The sequence below is a fragment of the Ureibacillus galli genome (genome assembly GCF_014836845.1).
Lineage (GTDB): Bacteria > Bacillota > Bacilli > Bacillales_A > Planococcaceae > Ureibacillus > Ureibacillus galli.
Genome location: NZ_JACSQA010000041.1, coordinates 1 through 19,995, shown reverse-complemented (window position 1 = coordinate 19,995; position 19,995 = coordinate 1). Strand labels below are relative to the sequence as shown.

General features: G+C 32.3%; 17 protein-coding genes. 15 read left to right on the top strand and 2 right to left on the bottom strand.

Annotated elements, in window-relative coordinates:
* The first annotated feature begins 90 nt into the window (after window positions 1–90).
* The 7 genes from H9636_RS17660 (at window position 91) to H9636_RS17630 (ending at window position 11,455) form a co-directional block, all read left to right on the top strand.
* Entirely contained in the window at window positions 91–615 is a 525-nt protein-coding gene (locus H9636_RS17660) for a type 1 glutamine amidotransferase domain-containing protein (protein WP_191708883.1), read from the top strand.
* A gap of 514 nt (window positions 616–1,129) precedes the next feature.
* A complete protein-coding gene (gene glmS, locus H9636_RS17655; protein ID WP_191708882.1) occupies window positions 1,130–2,935 on the top strand; it encodes a glutamine--fructose-6-phosphate transaminase (isomerizing) in 1,806 nt (601 codons plus the stop codon).
* 307 nt (window positions 2,936–3,242) lie between these two features.
* Complete coding sequence (locus tag H9636_RS17650; RefSeq protein ID WP_191708881.1) at window positions 3,243–4,112, top strand: TnsA endonuclease N-terminal domain-containing protein; 870 nt, start codon at window positions 3,243–3,245, stop codon at window positions 4,110–4,112.
* Window positions 4,109–6,286: a Mu transposase C-terminal domain-containing protein gene (locus H9636_RS17645; protein WP_191708880.1), complete on the top strand. Its 2,178-nt coding sequence runs from the start codon at window positions 4,109–4,111 to the stop codon at window positions 6,284–6,286. Before H9636_RS17650 ends, H9636_RS17645 begins: the two co-directional genes overlap by 4 nt.
* The gene (locus tag H9636_RS17640; RefSeq protein WP_191708879.1) at window positions 6,287–7,963 is read left to right on the top strand and encodes an ATP-binding protein; all 1,677 of its coding nucleotides are present in this window, start codon (window positions 6,287–6,289) and stop codon (window positions 7,961–7,963) included. It abuts the gene before it with no gap.
* A gap of 10 nt (window positions 7,964–7,973) precedes the next feature.
* The gene (locus H9636_RS17635) at window positions 7,974–9,827 is read left to right on the top strand and encodes a TnsD family Tn7-like transposition protein (RefSeq protein WP_191708878.1); all 1,854 of its coding nucleotides are present in this window, start codon (window positions 7,974–7,976) and stop codon (window positions 9,825–9,827) included.
* The gene (locus H9636_RS17630) at window positions 9,827–11,455 is read left to right on the top strand and encodes a TnsD family Tn7-like transposition protein (RefSeq protein WP_191708877.1); all 1,629 of its coding nucleotides are present in this window, start codon (window positions 9,827–9,829) and stop codon (window positions 11,453–11,455) included. Before H9636_RS17635 ends, H9636_RS17630 begins: the two co-directional genes overlap by 1 nt.
* A gap of 115 nt (window positions 11,456–11,570) precedes the next feature.
* Here the strand turns inward: H9636_RS17630 and H9636_RS17625 are convergent, their stop codons facing one another.
* The gene (locus H9636_RS17625) at window positions 11,571–11,765 is read right to left on the bottom strand and encodes a DUF7695 domain-containing protein (protein ID WP_191708876.1); all 195 of its coding nucleotides are present in this window, start codon (window positions 11,763–11,765) and stop codon (window positions 11,571–11,573) included.
* Between the two features lie 504 nt (window positions 11,766–12,269).
* Between H9636_RS17625 and H9636_RS17620 the strand changes: the two genes are divergently transcribed.
* The 8 genes from H9636_RS17620 to H9636_RS17590 all read left to right on the top strand — a co-directional run bounded on the left by H9636_RS17620 (window position 12,270) and on the right by H9636_RS17590 (window position 18,296).
* A complete protein-coding gene (locus H9636_RS17620) occupies window positions 12,270–12,983 on the top strand; it encodes a response regulator transcription factor (RefSeq protein WP_191708875.1) in 714 nt (237 codons plus the stop codon).
* Window positions 12,980–14,077, top strand: a complete 1,098-nt coding sequence (locus H9636_RS17615) for a sensor histidine kinase (protein ID WP_191708874.1) — start codon at window positions 12,980–12,982, stop codon at window positions 14,075–14,077. Before H9636_RS17620 ends, H9636_RS17615 begins: the two co-directional genes overlap by 4 nt.
* Window positions 14,078–14,150: 73 nt before the next feature.
* Complete coding sequence (locus H9636_RS17610; protein ID WP_191708890.1) at window positions 14,151–15,077, top strand: ABC transporter ATP-binding protein; 927 nt, start codon at window positions 14,151–14,153, stop codon at window positions 15,075–15,077.
* On the top strand, window positions 15,074–15,832 hold the full coding sequence (locus tag H9636_RS17605; protein ID WP_191708873.1) for an ABC transporter permease: 759 nt from the start codon (window positions 15,074–15,076) through the stop codon (window positions 15,830–15,832). The genes H9636_RS17610 and H9636_RS17605 overlap by 4 nt, the downstream gene beginning before the upstream one ends.
* 15 nt (window positions 15,833–15,847) lie before the next feature.
* On the top strand, window positions 15,848–16,588 hold the full coding sequence (locus H9636_RS17600; RefSeq protein ID WP_191708872.1) for an ABC transporter permease: 741 nt from the start codon (window positions 15,848–15,850) through the stop codon (window positions 16,586–16,588).
* A gap of 783 nt (window positions 16,589–17,371) precedes the next feature.
* Window positions 17,372–17,878 carry a TnsA endonuclease N-terminal domain-containing protein gene (locus tag H9636_RS19200; RefSeq protein WP_225230320.1) on the top strand — a complete coding sequence of 169 codons (507 nt, stop codon included), beginning with the start codon at window positions 17,372–17,374 and terminating at the stop codon, window positions 17,876–17,878.
* Between the two features lie 39 nt (window positions 17,879–17,917).
* Window positions 17,918–18,109: a TnsA endonuclease C-terminal domain-containing protein gene (locus H9636_RS19195; RefSeq protein WP_318241048.1), complete on the top strand. Its 192-nt coding sequence runs from the start codon at window positions 17,918–17,920 to the stop codon at window positions 18,107–18,109.
* On the top strand, window positions 18,090–18,296 hold the full coding sequence (locus H9636_RS17590) for a hypothetical protein (protein ID WP_191708871.1): 207 nt from the start codon (window positions 18,090–18,092) through the stop codon (window positions 18,294–18,296). Before H9636_RS19195 ends, H9636_RS17590 begins: the two co-directional genes overlap by 20 nt.
* 916 nt (window positions 18,297–19,212) lie before the next feature.
* On the opposite strand, the gene H9636_RS19335 is transcribed toward H9636_RS17590, so the two are convergent.
* Window positions 19,213–19,347: a hypothetical protein gene (locus H9636_RS19335; RefSeq protein ID WP_263604300.1), complete on the bottom strand. Its 135-nt coding sequence runs from the start codon at window positions 19,345–19,347 to the stop codon at window positions 19,213–19,215.
* Between the last annotated feature and the right edge of the window lie 648 nt (window positions 19,348–19,995).

Below are 19,995 nucleotides of genomic sequence, written 5' to 3'. Positions count from 1 at the left end.
GCTCTACTGGCTTTTTCTATAGAGACGAATCTTTTTTCGGTTTATTTGTGCGAAAAATCGGCTATAGTATAGTTGAAAGGAGTGTGTGTAATGGCTAAAGTAGCTACATTAATTACTGATATGTTTGAGGATATTGAATATACAAGTCCTAAAGAAGCATTAGAAGAAGCAGGTCATACCGTAATAACAATTGATAAAGTAGGAAACAAAGCGGTCCGAGGAAAACAAGGTGAAGTTCGTGTTGAAATTGACTATGGAATCGAAGATGTAAATGCAGAAGATTTCGATGCATTATTTATTCCAGGGGGCTTTTCACCGGATTTACTACGAGATGATGATCGGGTTGTTGCCTTTGCGAAAAAATTTATGACGGATATGAAGCCCGTCTTTGCCATTTGCCATGGTCCACAACTTTTAATTACTGCTCGTTCTTTAGAAGGACGAGATATTACGGGTTACAAATCGATTCAAGTTGATTTAGAAAATGCGGGTGCTAACTTCCATGACCAAGAAGTTTTTGTTTGTCAAAAACAACTTGTTTCGAGTCGTACACCAAAGGATTTACCAGCTTTTAACCGTGAAATTGTCAATTTATTAAAAGAAAAAGAATTATAATCTTTAACGTTCCACTAGAGGCATTCTCTAGTGGAATTTTTTTATGAAAAAATAGGAAACTAGTAGATATGCGTGGATGATTGACGAATCACAGCATATTCTGTATGATGAAGAGGCTTGAAAAAAATAATTAATTTTCAATTTACTTTCAAGCGAGCGCCCAAAGGAGGATTAGGAACGCGCTTTATAAGTAAAAAGGAAAACAATAATAGCGCCTGAGCTAAGGAAATCGAACGGACAGCAATCCTTAGTTGACGAGGTGGAGGATTATCGAATTTTCGGCGGATACCTCCCGATCGCATGCCCGGTTGTTAATTTCGTTTTTAAAACAAAAAAGAGATTTTTTGGACAGCGAAACGAAAAGGCAAATAATTATGAAGCAATATCGTTTTTTATTTTTATTGCTTTTAGTATGTTAAGGAATTAAACAGAATTCCTTTATTACTTCAAAAGCAGGTGTTTTTTCATTGTCATTTTTAGTAAATGATATTGCTTTAACGGAGGAAAAAAGAAAATGTGTGGAATCGTAGGATATAATGGTCAATTAGATGCAAAGGAAATTTTATTAAAAGGATTAGAAAAACTAGAATACCGTGGATATGACTCAGCAGGTATTGCGGTTCGTAATGAAGAAGGTATTACAGTTTTTAAAGAAAAGGGACGTATTGCGGATTTACGTACTGCAGTAGACGATGATGTAGATGCAACAATTGGTATTGGGCATACGCGTTGGGCAACTCACGGTGTACCAAACCAATTAAATGCACACCCTCACCAAAGTGTTTCAGGTCGATATACATTAGTACACAATGGTGTAATTGAAAACTATCATTTATTGCAAAAAGCATATTTAAAAGGGATTACAATGAAATCCGATACAGATACAGAAGTCATCGTTCAACTTGTTGATTTATTTGCAAGTGAAGGTCTTTCAACTGTAGAGGCATTCCGTAAAACATTATCATTATTACATGGTTCATATGCTTTAGCATTATTAGACCAAGAAGATGAAGATACAATTTATGTTGCAAAAAATAAATCACCACTATTAGTTGGTGTTGGTGACGGCTTTAACGTCGTTGCATCTGATGCAATGGCGATGCTACAAGTAACAGATCAATTCATCGAACTTCGCGACAAAGAAGTCGTATTAGTTCACCGTGATAAAGTAGAAATTTCAACATTAGAAGGCCGTCCAGTGGAGCGTAAACCGTTTAAAGCGGAGCTAGATGCTAGCGACATTGAAAAAGGTACTTACCCTCACTACATGTTAAAAGAAATGGATGAGCAACCAAGTGTTGTTCGTAAAATCATTCAAGCATATAGCAATGCAGATGGTGAATTAACGATTGATGATAATATTTTAGAAGCTTTAAAACAAGCAGACCGTTTATATATTATTGCAGCTGGAACTAGTTACCATGCTGGTTTAATCGGGAAACAATATTTCGAAAAAATTGCTGGTATTCCAGTAGAAGTTCATATTTCAAGTGAATTTGGATACAACATGCCACTTTTATCTGAAAAACCTTTATTCATCTTCATTTCTCAATCTGGAGAAACTGCGGATAGCCGTCAAGTACTTGTAAGAGTAAAAGAAGAACTTGGTTACCCAGCATTAACTATTACAAACGTACCTGGTTCTACGCTTTCTCGTGAAGCGGACTATACGCTATTATTACATGCTGGTCCTGAGATTGCTGTTGCTTCTACAAAAGCCTATGTTGCACAAGTTGCAGTACTAGCTGTTGCAGCCTATGTAGCTGGTAAAGCAGCTGGTAGAGAACTAGATATGGACTTAAAACAAGAGCTTGCGATTGCGGCTAACGCGATTCAAACAATTGTAGACTCTAAAAATGAGTTAGAACAAATTGCGGAAGATTATTTAAAAATTGCACGTAATGCGTTCTTTATCGGACGTAACCTTGATTACTATGTAAGTATGGAAGGTGCGTTAAAACTGAAAGAAATCTCTTATATTCAAGCAGAAGGTTTTGCTGGTGGGGAATTAAAACATGGTACAATCGCTTTAATCGAAGATGGTACACCAGTATTTGCGATTGTTTCGCAAGAACAAGTAGCATTAAACATTCGCGGTAACGTAAAAGAAGTGGTTGCGCGCGGTGCCAATGCATGTATTATTGCAATGGAAGGATTAGAGGAAGAAGGCGATCGCCTAGTCATTCCAAAAGTGCATTCATTATTAACGCCACTTGTATCCGTTGTACCATTACAATTAATCAGCTACTACGCGGCATTACACCGTCGTTGTGACGTAGATAAACCTCGTAACCTAGCAAAATCTGTAACGGTTGAATAAGATAGTTAGTTATATATTCGTAATTGTATAGAACAATTAAAGTTGGAACCGTACAAAAAAAGTTGGAATCTGTGGATAAGATTCTAACTCAAACTTATTTTATAAATAATAAAAAAGGTGTTTAAATTGAAAATACAAAATAAATTTTTATCTGCTAAACTAAATACTTTTTTTCAACTCTGCTCTTAACGGGGCAGAGTTTTTTTATTATATTGGTATCTAATATTAGTGCCTATTATTAGATACGTTTCAAAAACTATAAAACTACCAATAAATGTAAAAGGGTTAAATTCTAGAGGTGAGAAAAATGGCGAAGAGAAAAAGAGAAAATTCAACTGAATCAAAAATTGAACGTTGGATTAAAGAAGGAAGAGGTCAAGGGGAGGGGGCTGATTATCTATCTTGGTTGGAAATTCAAGATGTTGCATCAAATGGTTATGCAACGAGAAATTTAGGATGGAAGACGCAACGCAAGCATCATTTTCTTTCGGAGCTTGAACTCCAATACTTTTATACATTGGAATGGTCTCCATATGTCGTGGATATAAGAGAACAATATCCCTTATTACAATTTTCCTCACCGTATTTAGAAAGAACAATCGAAATTGCTGAAAGATTTGGCATTAATCACCCTAAAGAAAATGGGAGTACTGGGCCGTTGAAAGTCATTACAACAGATTTTTATTTAACTGTGAAAACACAATCAGGTTTTAAAACAGTTGTAAGAAGCATTAAGCCCACTAATAAATTAACAATAAGGGAATTAGAAAAATTCGATATCGAAAGAACATTTTTTAAAGAGATAGGTATTACTGATTGGGGAATTGTGACGGATAAGGATATACCTAAAACCTTTATTAAAAATATTAGTTGGTTTTATGATGCGAAGACTTTAGATAATCGACCAAATTTGGATATTTCCTTAGTCAGAAAATTGGAGCCTAGATTATACAAGGCAATAAAGACGGAAGATTTAGGATTATCCCAACTTGCATTGAAGTATGATGAGATATTTGGACTAGAATATGGTTCATGTCTATTTATTATCAAGTATCTATTTGCAAATAAAATATGGCAAATGGACATCATGAATAAACTAATTAATCCAACAGAGAAACTGGAGATTTTTGATAAAAAAACGAATCAAATAAGCGAACGATTAGGAGGAATATCATGACTATTCATGTTAATACATTAATTGAATTTAGAAATAACGAGATGGAAACAATTGCGATTGAGCGGGTTCTTTGGATATCACCTGATTTAGAAGACATTGTTTTATTCAATATTGATAAAGAAGGACGTTATCTAACTACTCTTAAATCTTATACTGAATTAGAAAAAGCACTAGACACTCCATATGTGTCGATCCTTACATTTGATCCGTATAAAGTGTTTAATGCACCGGAACAAAATTACTTAGATAAGCACAAGAAGATAAGGGATAAAAGATGGGCGATTATAAAGGAATATGTTGAAAAGGAACCCTTTATTTACGAACCAGATTTACTAAAAGAGATGGTTGCCGAGATCAAAAAGAAAACTGGAGAAAGGGGAAAAATAATTTATGCAACGTTAAGAGAATATTGGCGGGGTGGAAAAACCATTAACACCCTATTGCCTAATTATTCCAATAGTGGCGGTAGAGGAAAACCGAAGAATTTAAAAGATAAGAAGATAGGACGACCCTCAAAATTACTTATCGAAAAAGGTATTCAAGGAGTTAATGTTACGGAAGTTGATAAAGAAATATTCGAGCTTGGAATCAAATTGTTCTATAAGGGAAAAAAAACAACATTAAAAAAATCACATGAAGAAATCATAAAAAAATATTATATAGCTGGATACAAGACCGTAAATGGAGTTGTAGTTCCAATTGCATTACCAGACGAACAAATTCCAAATTATCGACAATTCTTAAACTGGTACAATTCAACCTATAACACCAAAGAAAAGCTCATCAATAAGAACGGTGAAAGAAAATATTATTTGAATCATCGTCCATTACTAGGAGATGCAACAAATAAGGCTGCGGGACCCGGCGATATTTTTGAGATTGATGCTACGATTGGGGATATTTATTTAGTGAGTGAAATTGATCGTTCTCGAATTATAGGCAGACCTGTTGTTTACATTGTAAAAGATGTTTATACAAGAATGGTTGCCGGCGTTTATGTAGGATTAGAGGGCCCATCATGGATAGGAGCAATGATGGCATTAGAAAATGCATCAACTAACAAAACAGAATATTGTAAAAACCTCGGAATTGATGATTTCGAAGATGAGGATTGGCCGTGTGAACATTTGCCGAAGAGAATTAAGGCAGATAGAGGGGAAATGGAGAGTAAGAATGCAGATAACCTTGTAGCATCGCTTGGTATACAAATTATAAATGCTCCACCGTATAGAGCGGATTTAAAGGGAATTGTTGAACGTCACTTCAGAATCCTTAACGAAAGAATTAGCCAACATTGGATGCCCGGAATTGTCCATAAGGACTATAAAGAAAGAGGGGGTAGAGACTACAGACTTGATGCAAAGTTAACACTAAAGGCGTTTGAGCGGGTGATTGTCCTAACGATATTAGAGCATAACCATAGTGTTCTAAATGGTTACGCATTAGAGAAAGAAATGATGGAAATTAACTTACTACCTACGCCAATTAATTTATGGAATTGGGGACTTAAACATCGATCCGGTTTGTTAAAAACGGTAGACCGAGATTTAATCCGATTAAATTTGATGCATTCAAAAGAAGTGAGCATTACAGCGGAAGGAATCGTTTTTAATAAAATGAGGTATTCAAGCGACTTTTGTATAGAAAATGCTTGGTTTGAACAGGCGAGAATTAAAAGGTGGAAAGAAGTCATTTACTACGACCCTAGAGATATCCAACATATCTATATAAAAATGGAGGGAAATAAATTCATTAAGTGTCATTTAGTAGATGCTGACCAAAGGTATTCTCAATTTAGATTAGAGGAAGTACAAGAGCAACAGTTCATAATGGATGTTAATAAGGCGTTACAGGCAACTTCCCAAAGACAGTTAAAAATCGACACGAATGCACAGATTGAAAAAATTATGAAAGATGAGAAAAGGGATACAAACGAAATGAGTGATCCAGATGAAAGTAAGGCAGCAAGGTTAAGAGACATAAGGGAAAATAGAAAAAATGAAAAAGAATTTTTGAGAGGCAAAGAACATTGGGGAAATACTCTTGAACCAGACAAAGATCAATATAAAGCAGAAGTGATTGAAATGAAGAATTTTATAAATCATGAAATTGAGGATGATGAAGATTACTTATTAGATTTAATCATCCAACATGATGAGAAGGAGGGAATGTAATTGTCGGGAAATAGTACTGAGTATGAATGCAAGCCTACTACTGTTTTAATGGGCAGACAATGTAATGCAATTTATCATGAGCAAAAAGTAAATGACTATAAACATAACCCTCTTATTGAGGCTTTACCCGATATATTGACGCGACAGAAAGTAATTGAACTCTTAATGGAAACACCAAACTTTATTCAGGATGAAATAAACGAAAGTCCTGAAATTAGAATGCATTTAATTCAACAAATAAAACATCATTTTATACAACCAATGCCGATTCACTTAGAATTAGAGGTTAAAATTTCAACTATGATTAGGACTGGATATGTAGGAAGAAATCCGGTTAGTCCTTTATATGCAAAACAATTTTCTGTTGGTATATCTGAAATTCTCAGAGGGGACTATGACTTAGAAAAGGGAAATATACTAGGAAATCGTTCTACCGCAACGAACTTTTCGATAATAGGGATTAGTGGTATTGGAAAATCAACAGCGATTGAAAAAATCCTTTTACTATATCCTCAAGTCATTATTCATTCTGATTATGAGCATAATGGGATTTCTGTCGGGTTCTTAAAGCAAATTGTTTGGCTGGTCATTGAATGTCCTTTTAACGCTTCCAGAGGTTCACTATGTAAAAACTTTTTTATGGCAGTAGATAACATCTTAGGTACGAACTATTATAAACAGTTTGTAAAAGCCAGAATGAATGAATCAGATTTAATTGACAAGATGGCACATGTTGCAGCTTTGCATTGTATAGGAGTTCTTGTATTTGATGAAATTCAGCGGATGAAAAGAGGGAATGAAGGCAAATTAACCATGAATTTTTTTGTGGAACTGCACAATAAGCTAGGTGTACCTCTTGTTTTTATTGGTACGTATTCATCTATTGATCTTTTCACTCCACTACTTGCGACTGCAAGACGGGCAAGCGGGATGGGAATTTTGTTCTTTGACAGAATGGAGAAAGATAAGAAGTGGGATTTATTTTTAGAAAAATTATGGAGGTTTCAGTGGTTAACAGAATATACACCCTTATCTGAGGAAGTGAACGAATTATTTTATCATGAGACACAGGGAATAACGGATTTAGTTATAAATTTGTTTATTCAAGTACAATTGCTAGCTCTTTCACTTGGAAAGGAGAAAATTAGTATAAATTTCATAAAAAGAGCTGCAGAAACCAATTTAAAGATTCTTCGACCTACACTTATAGCTCTTCAAACTGGAGATATTGAAAAGCTAAAGAAAATTGAGGATTTAAAACCAGACTGGGTAGATGTTAATAATTACATAAAAGAGCTACCCGAAAGTGTAATGATTGAAGGGGAATTGCAGAAGGAACATGAAAATGCTCTCTCAAATGCTAAAGAATTTGTACAGTATATTAATTTTGCACAAAGTTTAGGACTATCTAAAAAGGAAGCTGTAGAACTTGTATCTGAAGTGTTAGAAAAGGAAAGTAATGATAGTCAGAGTATGAATAAAGTAATTGCAGAAAAAATTTTATTTCCGGATAGAGTAGGGAGAAAACATAAAGAAAATAAGGGGAAAAATAAAAAAACAACTATTGAGACTTCCCTTCATGTAATTGGACTAAAGGTGCTAAAAGAGAAAAAGCCTTTAGAAGAAGAACTGAGAAATTTAAATATTATTAAACCGTTCAATGAATTTAAAGGCTAGGTGATGAAATATGTTAGGATTTTTCCCTCATATGTACAAAGATGAATTGTTGTATAGTGCGTTGGCCCGATTTCATCAAAGAAGTGGTAGCAGTAGTTATAAAGATACAATTATGAATCTTTATGAAAACCGTACAACAAGTGCCATAACGGATTTCCCAAGTAGCCTCGATTTGCTTGGGAAAAAGATCAATCAGGAACCGAACACAATTATTTATGAGCATACACTTTTTCCTTATTATGAGCCGTATATATCCGAAAATTTAGCTGAAAAGATCGTTGAACAAATGACTTATGGAGACGCTAACTCGATTTCTTTAGCATTAGGGCTTGCGGCAAGTAAAATAAAAGGGCCAGATCACTTTAGATTTTGCTTACGTTGTTATTTAGAAGAACTGGATTTATACGGTGAGGCTTACTGGCATAGGGTGCATCAATTACCGGGTGTATATGTATGTCCAAGACATAAAGAATGGTTATGGATTTCGAATGTCCCATTTCGAAACAAGACCAATAAACACAGGTTCTTTCCGCTGCAACAAAGTTGCATAGATAGTGGGCAAGAAATGAACAGTATTCCTGAAGAATTTTATCAAAACTTAGTATCTATAGCTGAACAATCGTATGATCTGTTGAATAGTGAGTTTGCTTTATTGGGATTGAAAAATATCAACCAATTCTATCATGCAAAACTATATGAAAAACATTACATTACACCATCAAAAAGAATTAGAATTCAAGAATTACTCCCTGACTTTCTCCGATATTTTCCAAAGGGCTTCTTAGAATTTTTAAATAGTGATTTTGGCTATACCGATGAAGATACTTGGTTTCACAAGGTAGTAAGAAAGCCAAAAGTAGCCTGTCATCCGTTGAGGCATTTATTATTACTATTATTTTTAGGACAGAGAATTGAGGACCAAATATCGTCAAATCATCATGAAGTGGATTTTTTTGGAAGGGCTTCTTGGCCTTGTTTAAATAAAGCTGCGACGCATTATAAGGAATTCATCATAACCGATTGTATTGTAACGAGAGACTACAAGACTGGAAAGCCTGTTGGAACATTTACTTGTAAAGATTGTGGTTTTTCCTATTCACGAACGGGTCCGGATGCTTCGGAAAAAGATAAATACCGAATTGGTAGGATAAAAAACTTTGGTCCAGTTTGGCAGAACAAATTGAATGAATTGAATACAAGCGGGATGTACTCAATCCGTGGAATGTCATCCATGTTGGGAGTTGATTCAAAAACAACGAAAAAATATCTGACGAATGATGTAAAAGAATTATCATCCTCTTCAAATAAGGATGAGCAAAATATCCTTAAAGAAAAAAGAAATGTGTTTGTGGAACTCAGAAAGAGATATCCGAATTATAACAGGTCCGAATTAAGAAAAAGCTCTCCCAAACTATACAACTGGTTATATAAAAACGACAGAGAGTGGTTTACTAGTAATTTACCACACGTTAAAAGAGGACAGACTTCGAGAACAATTGTTGATTGGGAGGAAAGGGATGATGAATATTCATTATTAATCATTAGGGAAGCCATAACCTTGTCTTTAGAAATTCCGTTGGTCCGGGTGACAAAGACAAGAATATATCAAAGACTAGATGTACAAGCAAGGTTTGAAAATAATTTAGATAAACTTCCTAAATGCAAAAGTATCCTTCAGGATGTTACAGAGACGGTACAAGAATTTCAAATACGAAAAATTAGATATTTTGGAGAACAATTTAGAAGAAAAAATATGGACTTTTCCATTTCGACCATTACAAGAGCTGCTGGAATCAAAAAGAATTCAAACGATTTTGTCCAACAGGTAATTTTAGATGAAATGGATATGCAGGGGGATGAATGATGCTTGCCTTTTTTCCAAAGCCATATCCAAATGAAGACTTTAGAAGTATTATTCATAGATATCACATTCGATCTGGTCATTTATCATTTGAAGAAACAAATAAAGAATTATTTAATGTGAGTTCAAAACGAAATATTTATTTTCATCATAATGTTGGCGAGTTAATTGGCTTATTGAACTATACCGAGTATTCCATAGAATATTTTTTGAGTAATCATACAATTTTCCCGCTAATTAATCCTTTCTTATCTCAAAAAAGGAATCAGGATTTTCAGCAAAGTTTACACATAAAGGATTCCATAAAGAACAAAAAGTTATTTCAAGATTATATAGCTAAGGAAATAAAATATTGCCCGCAATGTTTGGAAGAGGATTATGAAAAATACGGAGAAGTTTACTCCCATCGATTTCATCAACTTTATTTCTTAAATTACTGTGAGCAGCATCAAACGGAGCTGATTTCTATATGCCCGGAATGTAGTGTGCCACTATCTAATTCTAATGGCAAGGTGCTATTAAAAAGACCATTTTGTAAAAATGGACATTACTTAACCTCTAATGTTTCTAACTTCAACGATAGTCCACAACTAATTAAAAGAGTCCTTCAAGATGTTTACTTTATTGTTTCCTACTCAAGCAAAATAAATAGAGATTTGGTAGTAGATCAATTCTATTCAGCGCTTGGTAAATGTGGTTATGGAGAAATTTATTCTGAATATCTACAAACAAAAAGGCTAAAAAATGACTTTTCAAAATTTGTGTCTACTTTCGTTGAGATATTGGGTGTTCAACTAGATGATGTCGTTAATAGCCATTTTCCTACACTTCTAAGCAAAAAAAGTAATACTGCACCTAATATTCTTACTTATTTATTATTAATCCTATTTATATCGAATTCCACAGAGGGATTCTTTACTAACACTGTAGGCTATTCAATAGATATTCCATTTAAAAATAAGCCACAACCTTGTTTAAACAAAATCTGTGAATACTATGATGGGCTAGTAATTGAAACATACAGTAAGAAATATTATCCTACCTATGTTCAAGGAACATTCACTTGTCCTTATTGTGGATATACGTATGGAAACAAGTGGATATGGAACAAGGATAAAAAAAGTGGAGAAGAGAAAAAGCCATTTTTAATAAGTAGGGGAGAACTATGGGAGAAGGAAGTTTTAAGTCTTTATGATCAAGGATTAAGTTTGAAGAATATAGCAAGAAGTATAGGGATAGGAAATAAATCAGATTCCATTGCAAAATTTTTAAAAGAAAATTTAGGTAAAGGTTATACCGAACGGTACAATCCCAAAAATAACTACTCCTTGTACAACATAAATTCAAGGCTTGAGCAGATGCCTTCTCATGAGATAGAAGTTATTAATGAAATAAAGATGGCAATGGAGGAGGTTGCGGTTACAAACTATCATCAACAATTATTGCTGATGAGACGCCAAAATATCGTAAATATAATGAGTGAAAATCCTAATCTAAAGCGAAGCGATATTGAAGAATTGGCAAGAGGTGACTATAGATGGTTAAAGAAAAATGATTTAGATTGGTTCAATGAATTTCTACCTAAACCGCTAACTTGGAGAAATAAATTTAATAATGTAGATGATAGTTAGGAACTTTCTAATAGTCAATTTTAAAGCCCAAGAATGTTGGGTTTAAAGCATTCTTGGGTTTTACCTCTACTAGCCTTTCAGCAGATTTACCAGTTTTCGGATAGCTCTTTTTTATTCATTCATATTCGGATAATTCCTCGTAATGTAGGTCTGCTGGATTTGAACCATAAACACGTTTTGCGTAGTCTAATCCGCCATCTATACCCACTGCTCCACATTTACATTTTTGAAAGTCATTTGTACTTTTGGATTCTATAATGTCACCACAATGTTTGCAACGAATTCGATTTCTCTTTAGTTTCTTTTGCATTCTGATACTCCTTCTTACCATCAATATAATTATATTTTAAATAAATATTAGGAATAAAGTATACTTAAATCTGTGTTTCTAGCATTTAATAAGGTGTATGTTTTGTAGAATATTAATAAAAATTAATGAATTTTTATAAATTAAATTATTGTATCTTCACTTATTTTTATTCAAACTTATGAATTTAGGCGTATTCAATTAAAGGCCATTGTAGAATGGGAAATTCCATAAATGTTTTTGAAATAAATCTCTTACATCAAATATTTTGCTATCATTAAGGTATAAGATGATAAAGAAGGGGTGTTTTAGGGGTCTTAAACGCTAATGGTGGGAATTTACAATAAGAAATATAAACCTCTAAATTGATAACATTAGATATACATTCATGGACAGGAAACAATATCCTTGAAAGTAAAAGTGAAACCAAACTGGTTTGACTCACTGAATAAAAATGCATAATTTTATTAAAGTTTTTGAAAAAAGCAACTAAATGAGGTGGTATAAATGTCTAAACTATTGCTTGTTGATGATGAAATTGGATTATTAGAAATGCTTAGTATAGCCTTAAAAAAAGAAGGTTTTTATGATATTGATTTAGCAATTAATGCAAAGGAAGCATTAAGTTTTGTATCAAAGAACAGGTATTCCGTAATAATATTGGATGTGATGCTACCAGACATGGATGGATATCAGTTATGTACAAAAATTAGAGAAAAAAATAATGCTCCTATTTTGTTTTTGACAGCAAGAACTACAGATTTAGATGTGTTGACTGGTTTTAATGTAGGTGGCGATGATTATATCACAAAGCCGTTTAAACCATTGGAAGTGGTTGCTAGAATTAAAGCAAATATCCGGAGGGAAGAACGTAACCAACAATGGAACATACAGGAAGAGATTTCGGAATATCAGTATGGATATTTGACTGTTAAGATCGATACTGCTCAATTATTCGTAAATGAAAAGGAAGTTCCATGTACAGCAAAGGAATTTCAGCTACTCTCATTTTTTTGCCAACATCCAAATCATGTTTTTAGTTTAAATCACTTATATGAAAAAGTTTGGGGCGTTGAAAGTATAGGGGATACTAATACGGTAATGGTATATATGAATCGTTTGCGGAAAAAGATTGAGAAAAATCCCAAAGACCCAAAAATATTTATAAATTTGAGGGGTCTAGGCTATAAATTTTCCCCTCCAAAGGATACGCAATTATGAGAGTAAAAATAAAGTTCATTCTATTATTTTTAATAAATATTTTGATTGTAATCAACCTTGTTTATTTATTATTTGGCTTAATCAATACAGCAAGCTTTGAAGTTATTTCTATGTTCAAAAATGATCCCTTTAATAATATGCACCAAGACTTTATTACTGAGTACCACACATTGATAATTTTCACATTGGTATTTGTTTGTTATGGGTGGATATTGAGCAAACCTTTATTTCATATACTAGAATGGATTAATTATTTAGCTCAAGATAAGTACTGTGAGCCAGTTGATAAGAAGGGATTTCCCCAAAGTAAGTCAAAACGAAGTGATAAATTGAAACTCACGTTTATTTTCTTTGGAAGTATCATTCGAAATCTTCAATATTTAACTAGTACTTTAATAGAAAGTAAAAAAGAACGAGAGAAGATAGAAAAGATGAAAAAGGAATGGGTTGCAGACATAGCGCATGATTTGAAGACACCTCTCTCCTATATAAAAGGATATTCTTCTATGTTGTTATCAAACAATCAATGGACAGATGAAGAACGAAGGAAATTTCTTAATAGGATTGAAGAGAAAACAGAATATATGGAATCATTATTAATGAATTTAAATGATATTTTTAAGTTTGATTCGAAATCTTTGGATGTAAGAAAAGAACAACAAGACTTGGTAAATTTTATCAGAGAAATTCTAATTGATTTGGCAAATGATCCAATGGCAGAAGAATACCATATTCAATTTATCAATCATATAGGAGAATATGTTCCATATACCTTTGATCCGTTATTAATTAAAAGAGTATTACATAACTTGATAAACAATGCTATAGTACATAATCCTAAAGGAACAAGTATCGATATTATTTTAGATAAAGATGATATTTTTGTCGTTATAGTTATTAAGGACAATGGAATAGGAATGGATGAAGTAACAACAAAGCATTTATTTAATCGTTATCATAGAGGTAATTCTAATTCAAGGTCTGGGCTAGGAATGACTATCGCAAAGCAATTTGTTGATGCCCATCATGGGAATATTACAGTCCAAAGTGAAGTGAGCAAGGGAACAACTGTGAATGTTTATTTGCCTTTATAAATTTTTAGGTTATATTAAGGTTATTTTTATTTGATATTTAGTTTCATTGTCTAAACTTCGTTATGAGGTGATGATAATGACAAAAATAATTGAGACTTCCCATTTAACGAAAAAATATAAGAATACAACGGTAGTTGATGAGATTAATATATCCGTTGAACAAGGGGATATCTATGGATTTTTAGGTCCAAATGGTGCAGGCAAGACAACAACTATTCGGATGCTATTAGGACTTATTAAACCGACCAAAGGAGATATAAAAGTTTTTGGGAAAAAGTTAGCAGATAATCGAATGGCCATTTTAAAAGAAGTTGGTTCGTTAGTTGAATATCCTTCGTTTTATGCGAATTTAACCGGATATGAGAATTTGGAAGCTATTCGCCGATTACTACGCATTGAAGATAAACATAGAATTAATGAGATTCTTCGAACAGTCGGCTTGTTAAATGCCAAAGACAAATTAGTAAAAAACTATTCATTGGGAATGAAACAACGTTTAGGTATCGGGATCGCATTACTAGGTTCGCCAAATCTATTAATCCTAGATGAACCTACCAACGGACTGGATCCAGCAGGTATTCAAGAAATTCGTGAATTGATTAAAAAGCTCCCATCATTATATGGCATTACAGTTATGATTTCGAGTCATATATTAAGTGAAATTGATCAAATGGCGAATAAGGTTGGGATTATCAATAATGGTAACTTAATCTTTCAGGATCGTATTGAAGTGTTGAGAAAGAAAAGCTCTCCTAGAATTATTATAAGGGTAAATGATTCGGAATCAGCTCAAACGATTTTAAAGAAAGATGGATTGAATGTAGCCCTTAATTCAAAAAAGGAGTTAGTTATTAATGAAATCGATGATGATTTGATATCCTATATTGCTGAAAAGTTGATGATGTCAAGGTTATCACTTTATCGAATATATGAAGAAAAACGTTCACTTGAAGACATATTCCTTGATCTTACAACAAACAAGGAGAGGGATATCTTATGAATCATGTGATAGCTTCAGATCAGTTAAAAATGAAACGTACTTTTATAAAACCTATTTCCTTTTTATTTCCTTTTTTAATATTGCTCCTATCCTTTTTAATATTATCAATGCAAAAAGAAAGCATGACTTCACAAGTTAATAGTATGTGGGAATCAATGGTTGTACTTACCCACTTTATCATTATGTTCGTTATTCCTATGGCTATAACAATTATGGTTTCCAATTTAATTAGTTTAGAACATCAGAATAACTCATGGAAACTTCTATTTGCATTACCAATTTCAAAATTCAGTTTTTATTTTAGCAAACTTTACATGATTTTAAAATTATGCTTTCTATCAGGAATCGTGATATTTTTAGGTTTTATAGTTATTGGTAAAATATTGAATTTTAAAGGTGATATACCTTATGCCCTATTGCTTGGAGAAGCCTTTTTACCATTCTTAGGTACATTTCCAATTATCACCTTCCAACTGTGGTTGTCCATTAGATTTAAAAATCAAGCTTTTCCTATAGCCATTGGTGTTTTTGGTACGGTTTGTATGTTTTTTTTACAGATGAATAAAATCACTTCTATGTTTTTTTGGGCTTATCCAGCATTGATGACACCTGTAAAACAATTAATAATAGATGGTAACTTAGCCGAAATTGTACCTAATGGCGACTTGGGATTCTATACACTTTTAAGTATTGTTTTTGGTTTGATCTTTATGGTGATAGGAATGTTTGATTTTAGCAGACAATCAACAGAATAGGGGGAAGATGAGATAATGTATGAACATATTATGTTTGAATGGTTTAAATTAAAACGGCAAAAGATATGGCTTATTGTACTGATAGTACCATTGCTCAGTGTATTACTAGGATATGGTAACTTTTTAGGGAACTATGAGGTTTTAATGGACAAGGCGGATGATAATGCTTGGCTGGAAGCTTGGACACAAATCACCTTATTTTATGGCATTTTATTTCTTCCAATTTCGTCTGGAATCTTGGCAGCATTAGTATGTCGGACAGAGCATTTGAATGGGGGCTGGAAACTTCAGCTTTCTCTTCCAATCTCTAAAGCTCGAATTTTTATATCTAAGCTCGTTGTCGTGTTATCTTTAATATTATTAGTGCAATTAAGTCTTGTTTTCTTTTTTTTAATCGGCGGAATAATGATTGATATCCAACATTCTATACCGTGGAGTTTTATTTTCACTGCTGTATTTTTTAGCTGGTTATGTACATTTACATTATCGACCATTCAGTTATGGCTTTCTTATAGAATTAAGAGCTTTGGCATTCCATTAAGTATTAATATTGTGCTATCGTTATTAGTTTTTGCAGCTTATACAAACAAAATTGGAATTTTTTACCCGTGGGCGCAACCATCCTTTGCAATGGCTGCACCGGAAGAAAGTGCAATCGAATCCTTTCCTATGTTTATTAGTGTAGTATTTGTTACGTTTACAATAATTTTGGCTTTGGCTGTATTGAAATTTAGTAGGAGTAGCCTTAAAAGCTGAAAGGTGAATTAATATGCAAAATATAAAACGAAATGAAGACGAACAAAGAATTAAAAAGATAACTCGAACGATAGCAGGATTATTTATGCTATTATCTTTGTACTATATAATATGGACATTTGTAAGAAAGGATGATTTCTCAAGCGTAATTATCTACTCATTAGCTATTGCAGCGTGTATTATGGCAATTGAAAAATTGATTTTAAATAAAGGTACTTTTTTTGTTGTCTTCTTTCTGTTGTCAATATTCCTATTTCTTTTAGGCATTCTAAAAATAAATATTTTTTCTGTTTTCATTTAAAAATGATCTATGTAATAAAAAAAGCGATTAGTCTATTAATGATTTAGTCGCCTTTTTAGATTCATCAACGGATTACTCTAACAATAATCATGTCAATATACGTTTTTGATTCCAACTTTTTTTGTACTGCTTTTTTGGGCGTTTTTTTATTATCTCTTGTTTGGTTCCAACTTTATTTTTATTTTTGAAAAGTTCTATAGCTCAAAAAACCTCAATTTATAAGGAGCTATGATTCCAACTTTTTTATACCTATACAGTACTTTGGTAAGCTACAAAAAAGGTATATACTAGACAAAAAAGCACTATACTGAATGAATATGTTTAAAACCGTATTTAAAAGGATAAAATTACCTTTTAAATACGGTTTTTATTTTTAGGAGGAAAATAATGACTAAACGGAAAAGTGGCTGGACGGAAAAAAGATTGCTCGGTATTTAAAAGATGGTAGAGGACAAGGAGAGCTTGCTGAGTATATTCCATGGTTGAAAACTCAAGATTTATCTAGCGAGGGCAACTCTACGAGATATAAGGGGGTTAAAACAAATAGACAACATGAGTTTTTATCAAATTTTGAAAGATACTATTTTCTTTTATTAGAATGGCAGGATAATATCTATGATATTCGAGAGCAATTTCCCTTAAATCGTGAAGAGACTGTAAAAATTGCGGAAGAGAAAGGAATAAAACATTCAATTGATAACGAAAATGATACATTCATTCCAATGACTACAGATTTCTTTATAACAGTAAAATATAATAATAAATTTCATTACTTCGCTAGAACCGTCAAACCAATTAAAGAGTTAGGAGACCCTCGTGTAATTGAGAAATTTGAAATTGAGAGAGAGTATTGGGAACGCAAAGGAATTAGTTGGGGCATTGTAACTGAAAATGAAATAAATAGGACTTTTTCGAAAAATATCAATTGGGTACATAAGAGTTACTATTTAGATAATATGGGAGACGAAAGATATGAGATATCTTTTTAAAGGTATTATACCACTGAAAAAGGGGAGAATTTACAAAATATATGTGATCAGTTTGATATAAATTATAACTTAGAAGTAGGCTCTGCGTTCACGTATTTAAAGCATCTTATAGCTAGAAAATTAATAACATTAAAGATGGATGAGGCTATAATCGTTGTAGCTAGGTTATATATGGAAAATATTAGAATAAATTTATCTAAGGAGGCAAACGTTGATTACATTAGCAGTTAATGAATTAACAAAGGATGTTGAAACGGAAATCATATATCGAATTCTTTGGATTGATGAAGGGAATATGGTCGCTTATGTGATTGATACTGAATCTGAAAAAGCATTACCATTTTTATTAAGTATTAAAGAAATCAGTCGAGAATTGATTGAAAATTCCATTAATGATATACTTCCCACCAATCGCTAAATCTTCCCAAGTGGTTATAGCAATACTCTGAGATTCGTTAATTAAATTGACTGCACCTTTAATATCTTCTAGTAAGTCTGGTTTATGACTTGAATATGCATAAAATGCTTTTAAGTTACATATAATACCGACCTCCATTTTTGTAATTAATACCATATTATCACCTTTTACCTATATATAGTTTGAATTTACAATTAATTTTAAATTATATATAAGCATATGTTTAACAAAAATCTTTATAAATTTTTTAGAGCTTAAAACATAGCCCAAATTGAATAGTATTGTGCCCTTCTTTAGCAATAGGGTCAGATTGTGAAGTGAAATCCAATTTGTAATATATAAGTAAAATATGTTGATGTTGGTTAGTAATTTGAATAAATAAATGATTGAGAATTCATTTTATAGAAGAAGGGATTGAACTGATTAGAAATCTTGTAAAGCAGATGGTAGTCTATTAGCAGATTTAATGGGGGAATCGGGGTTTCAAAGCGCTACTTATGAAATGGAACTTCACTTTTCAAAAATAAGATATAATTCTATGAGTACTCAAGTGGATTGGTGACGGAGTTTTAAGGCGTTTATGAAAAAAGTAATATAGATATTTAAAGTAAGTAGATATTTTTAGTACACTAAATGATTTTTCATTATCATTATAAAATTGGTAATTTGTGTTAAAATCAAGTTTTTTAAATGATATATAAAATTTTGACCAAATTTATGATAACCCGACCTCATTTAATATCAACAATAAATTTTTTGAATTAGTAAATGAGATGAAGTTCAAGTTTAATTGGAAACAGTAGTATCGTCTTGAAATGTTAGAATAGTAAGAGGAGACTTGAAAAAAGTAAACTAATTTTTTCGCTAGATATCAAACTATAACCATCTACAAGAGATGGTTATAGTTGATTTGATATTATCTGTCTAAACAAGGACCTGTGCATGCAAAAGGAGCACCATTTGTTGACACTTCTTGTGGGGCAGCCGATGCAGTTGCAGAAATTACAGTTGATAATACAGCAACTAATGCTAGAATTCTTAATTTCTTCATTATATTCACCTCCTAGTAAATTTAATGAAATTCTACCATATTTTAACTTTGATATATAGAGTGAAATTTGAATAGAGTGAAAAATCAGTAATCTTAATTTTATCAATAAATTTTAGTTATAGAGGGAGGAATAGATGTGCCTATTATAATTGGTCTTGTATTTATAATAATACAACATAATAATGCCAAAAAAGGAAATCTATCAATAACGGTTTTTTTAGCAATTTTTTATTCTATATTAATTCTATTTTTCTTTTCGAATTTTAGTTTGTTATTTTTATTATTATACTTAAATTTATTTCTATATTTGATTTGCTTAATTACATATTTCACAAGATAATCTAAGTGAATGATTTGTTAACAAATAATAAAGTTGTTTAACGAATAATAAAGTCGTTTTAAAAAAACAGTTAACATCCGTTCACTTACAATTAAAATAAGTGAACGGATATTTTATTTAGAGGCTATTCAATGGAAATTTCTATTCCTAAAAATGTTGGGTATTGTAGATGAATTAAAGTCACAACGTTTATAAAAAACGTTTGATTAAAAATCCTATGTTTATTTTTTCTTATTCCACAAAACCAGCTAATAGTTGTCAAGATTTTTCAATAAAAATATTAAAACCTACATGCTATACTAAAAAAA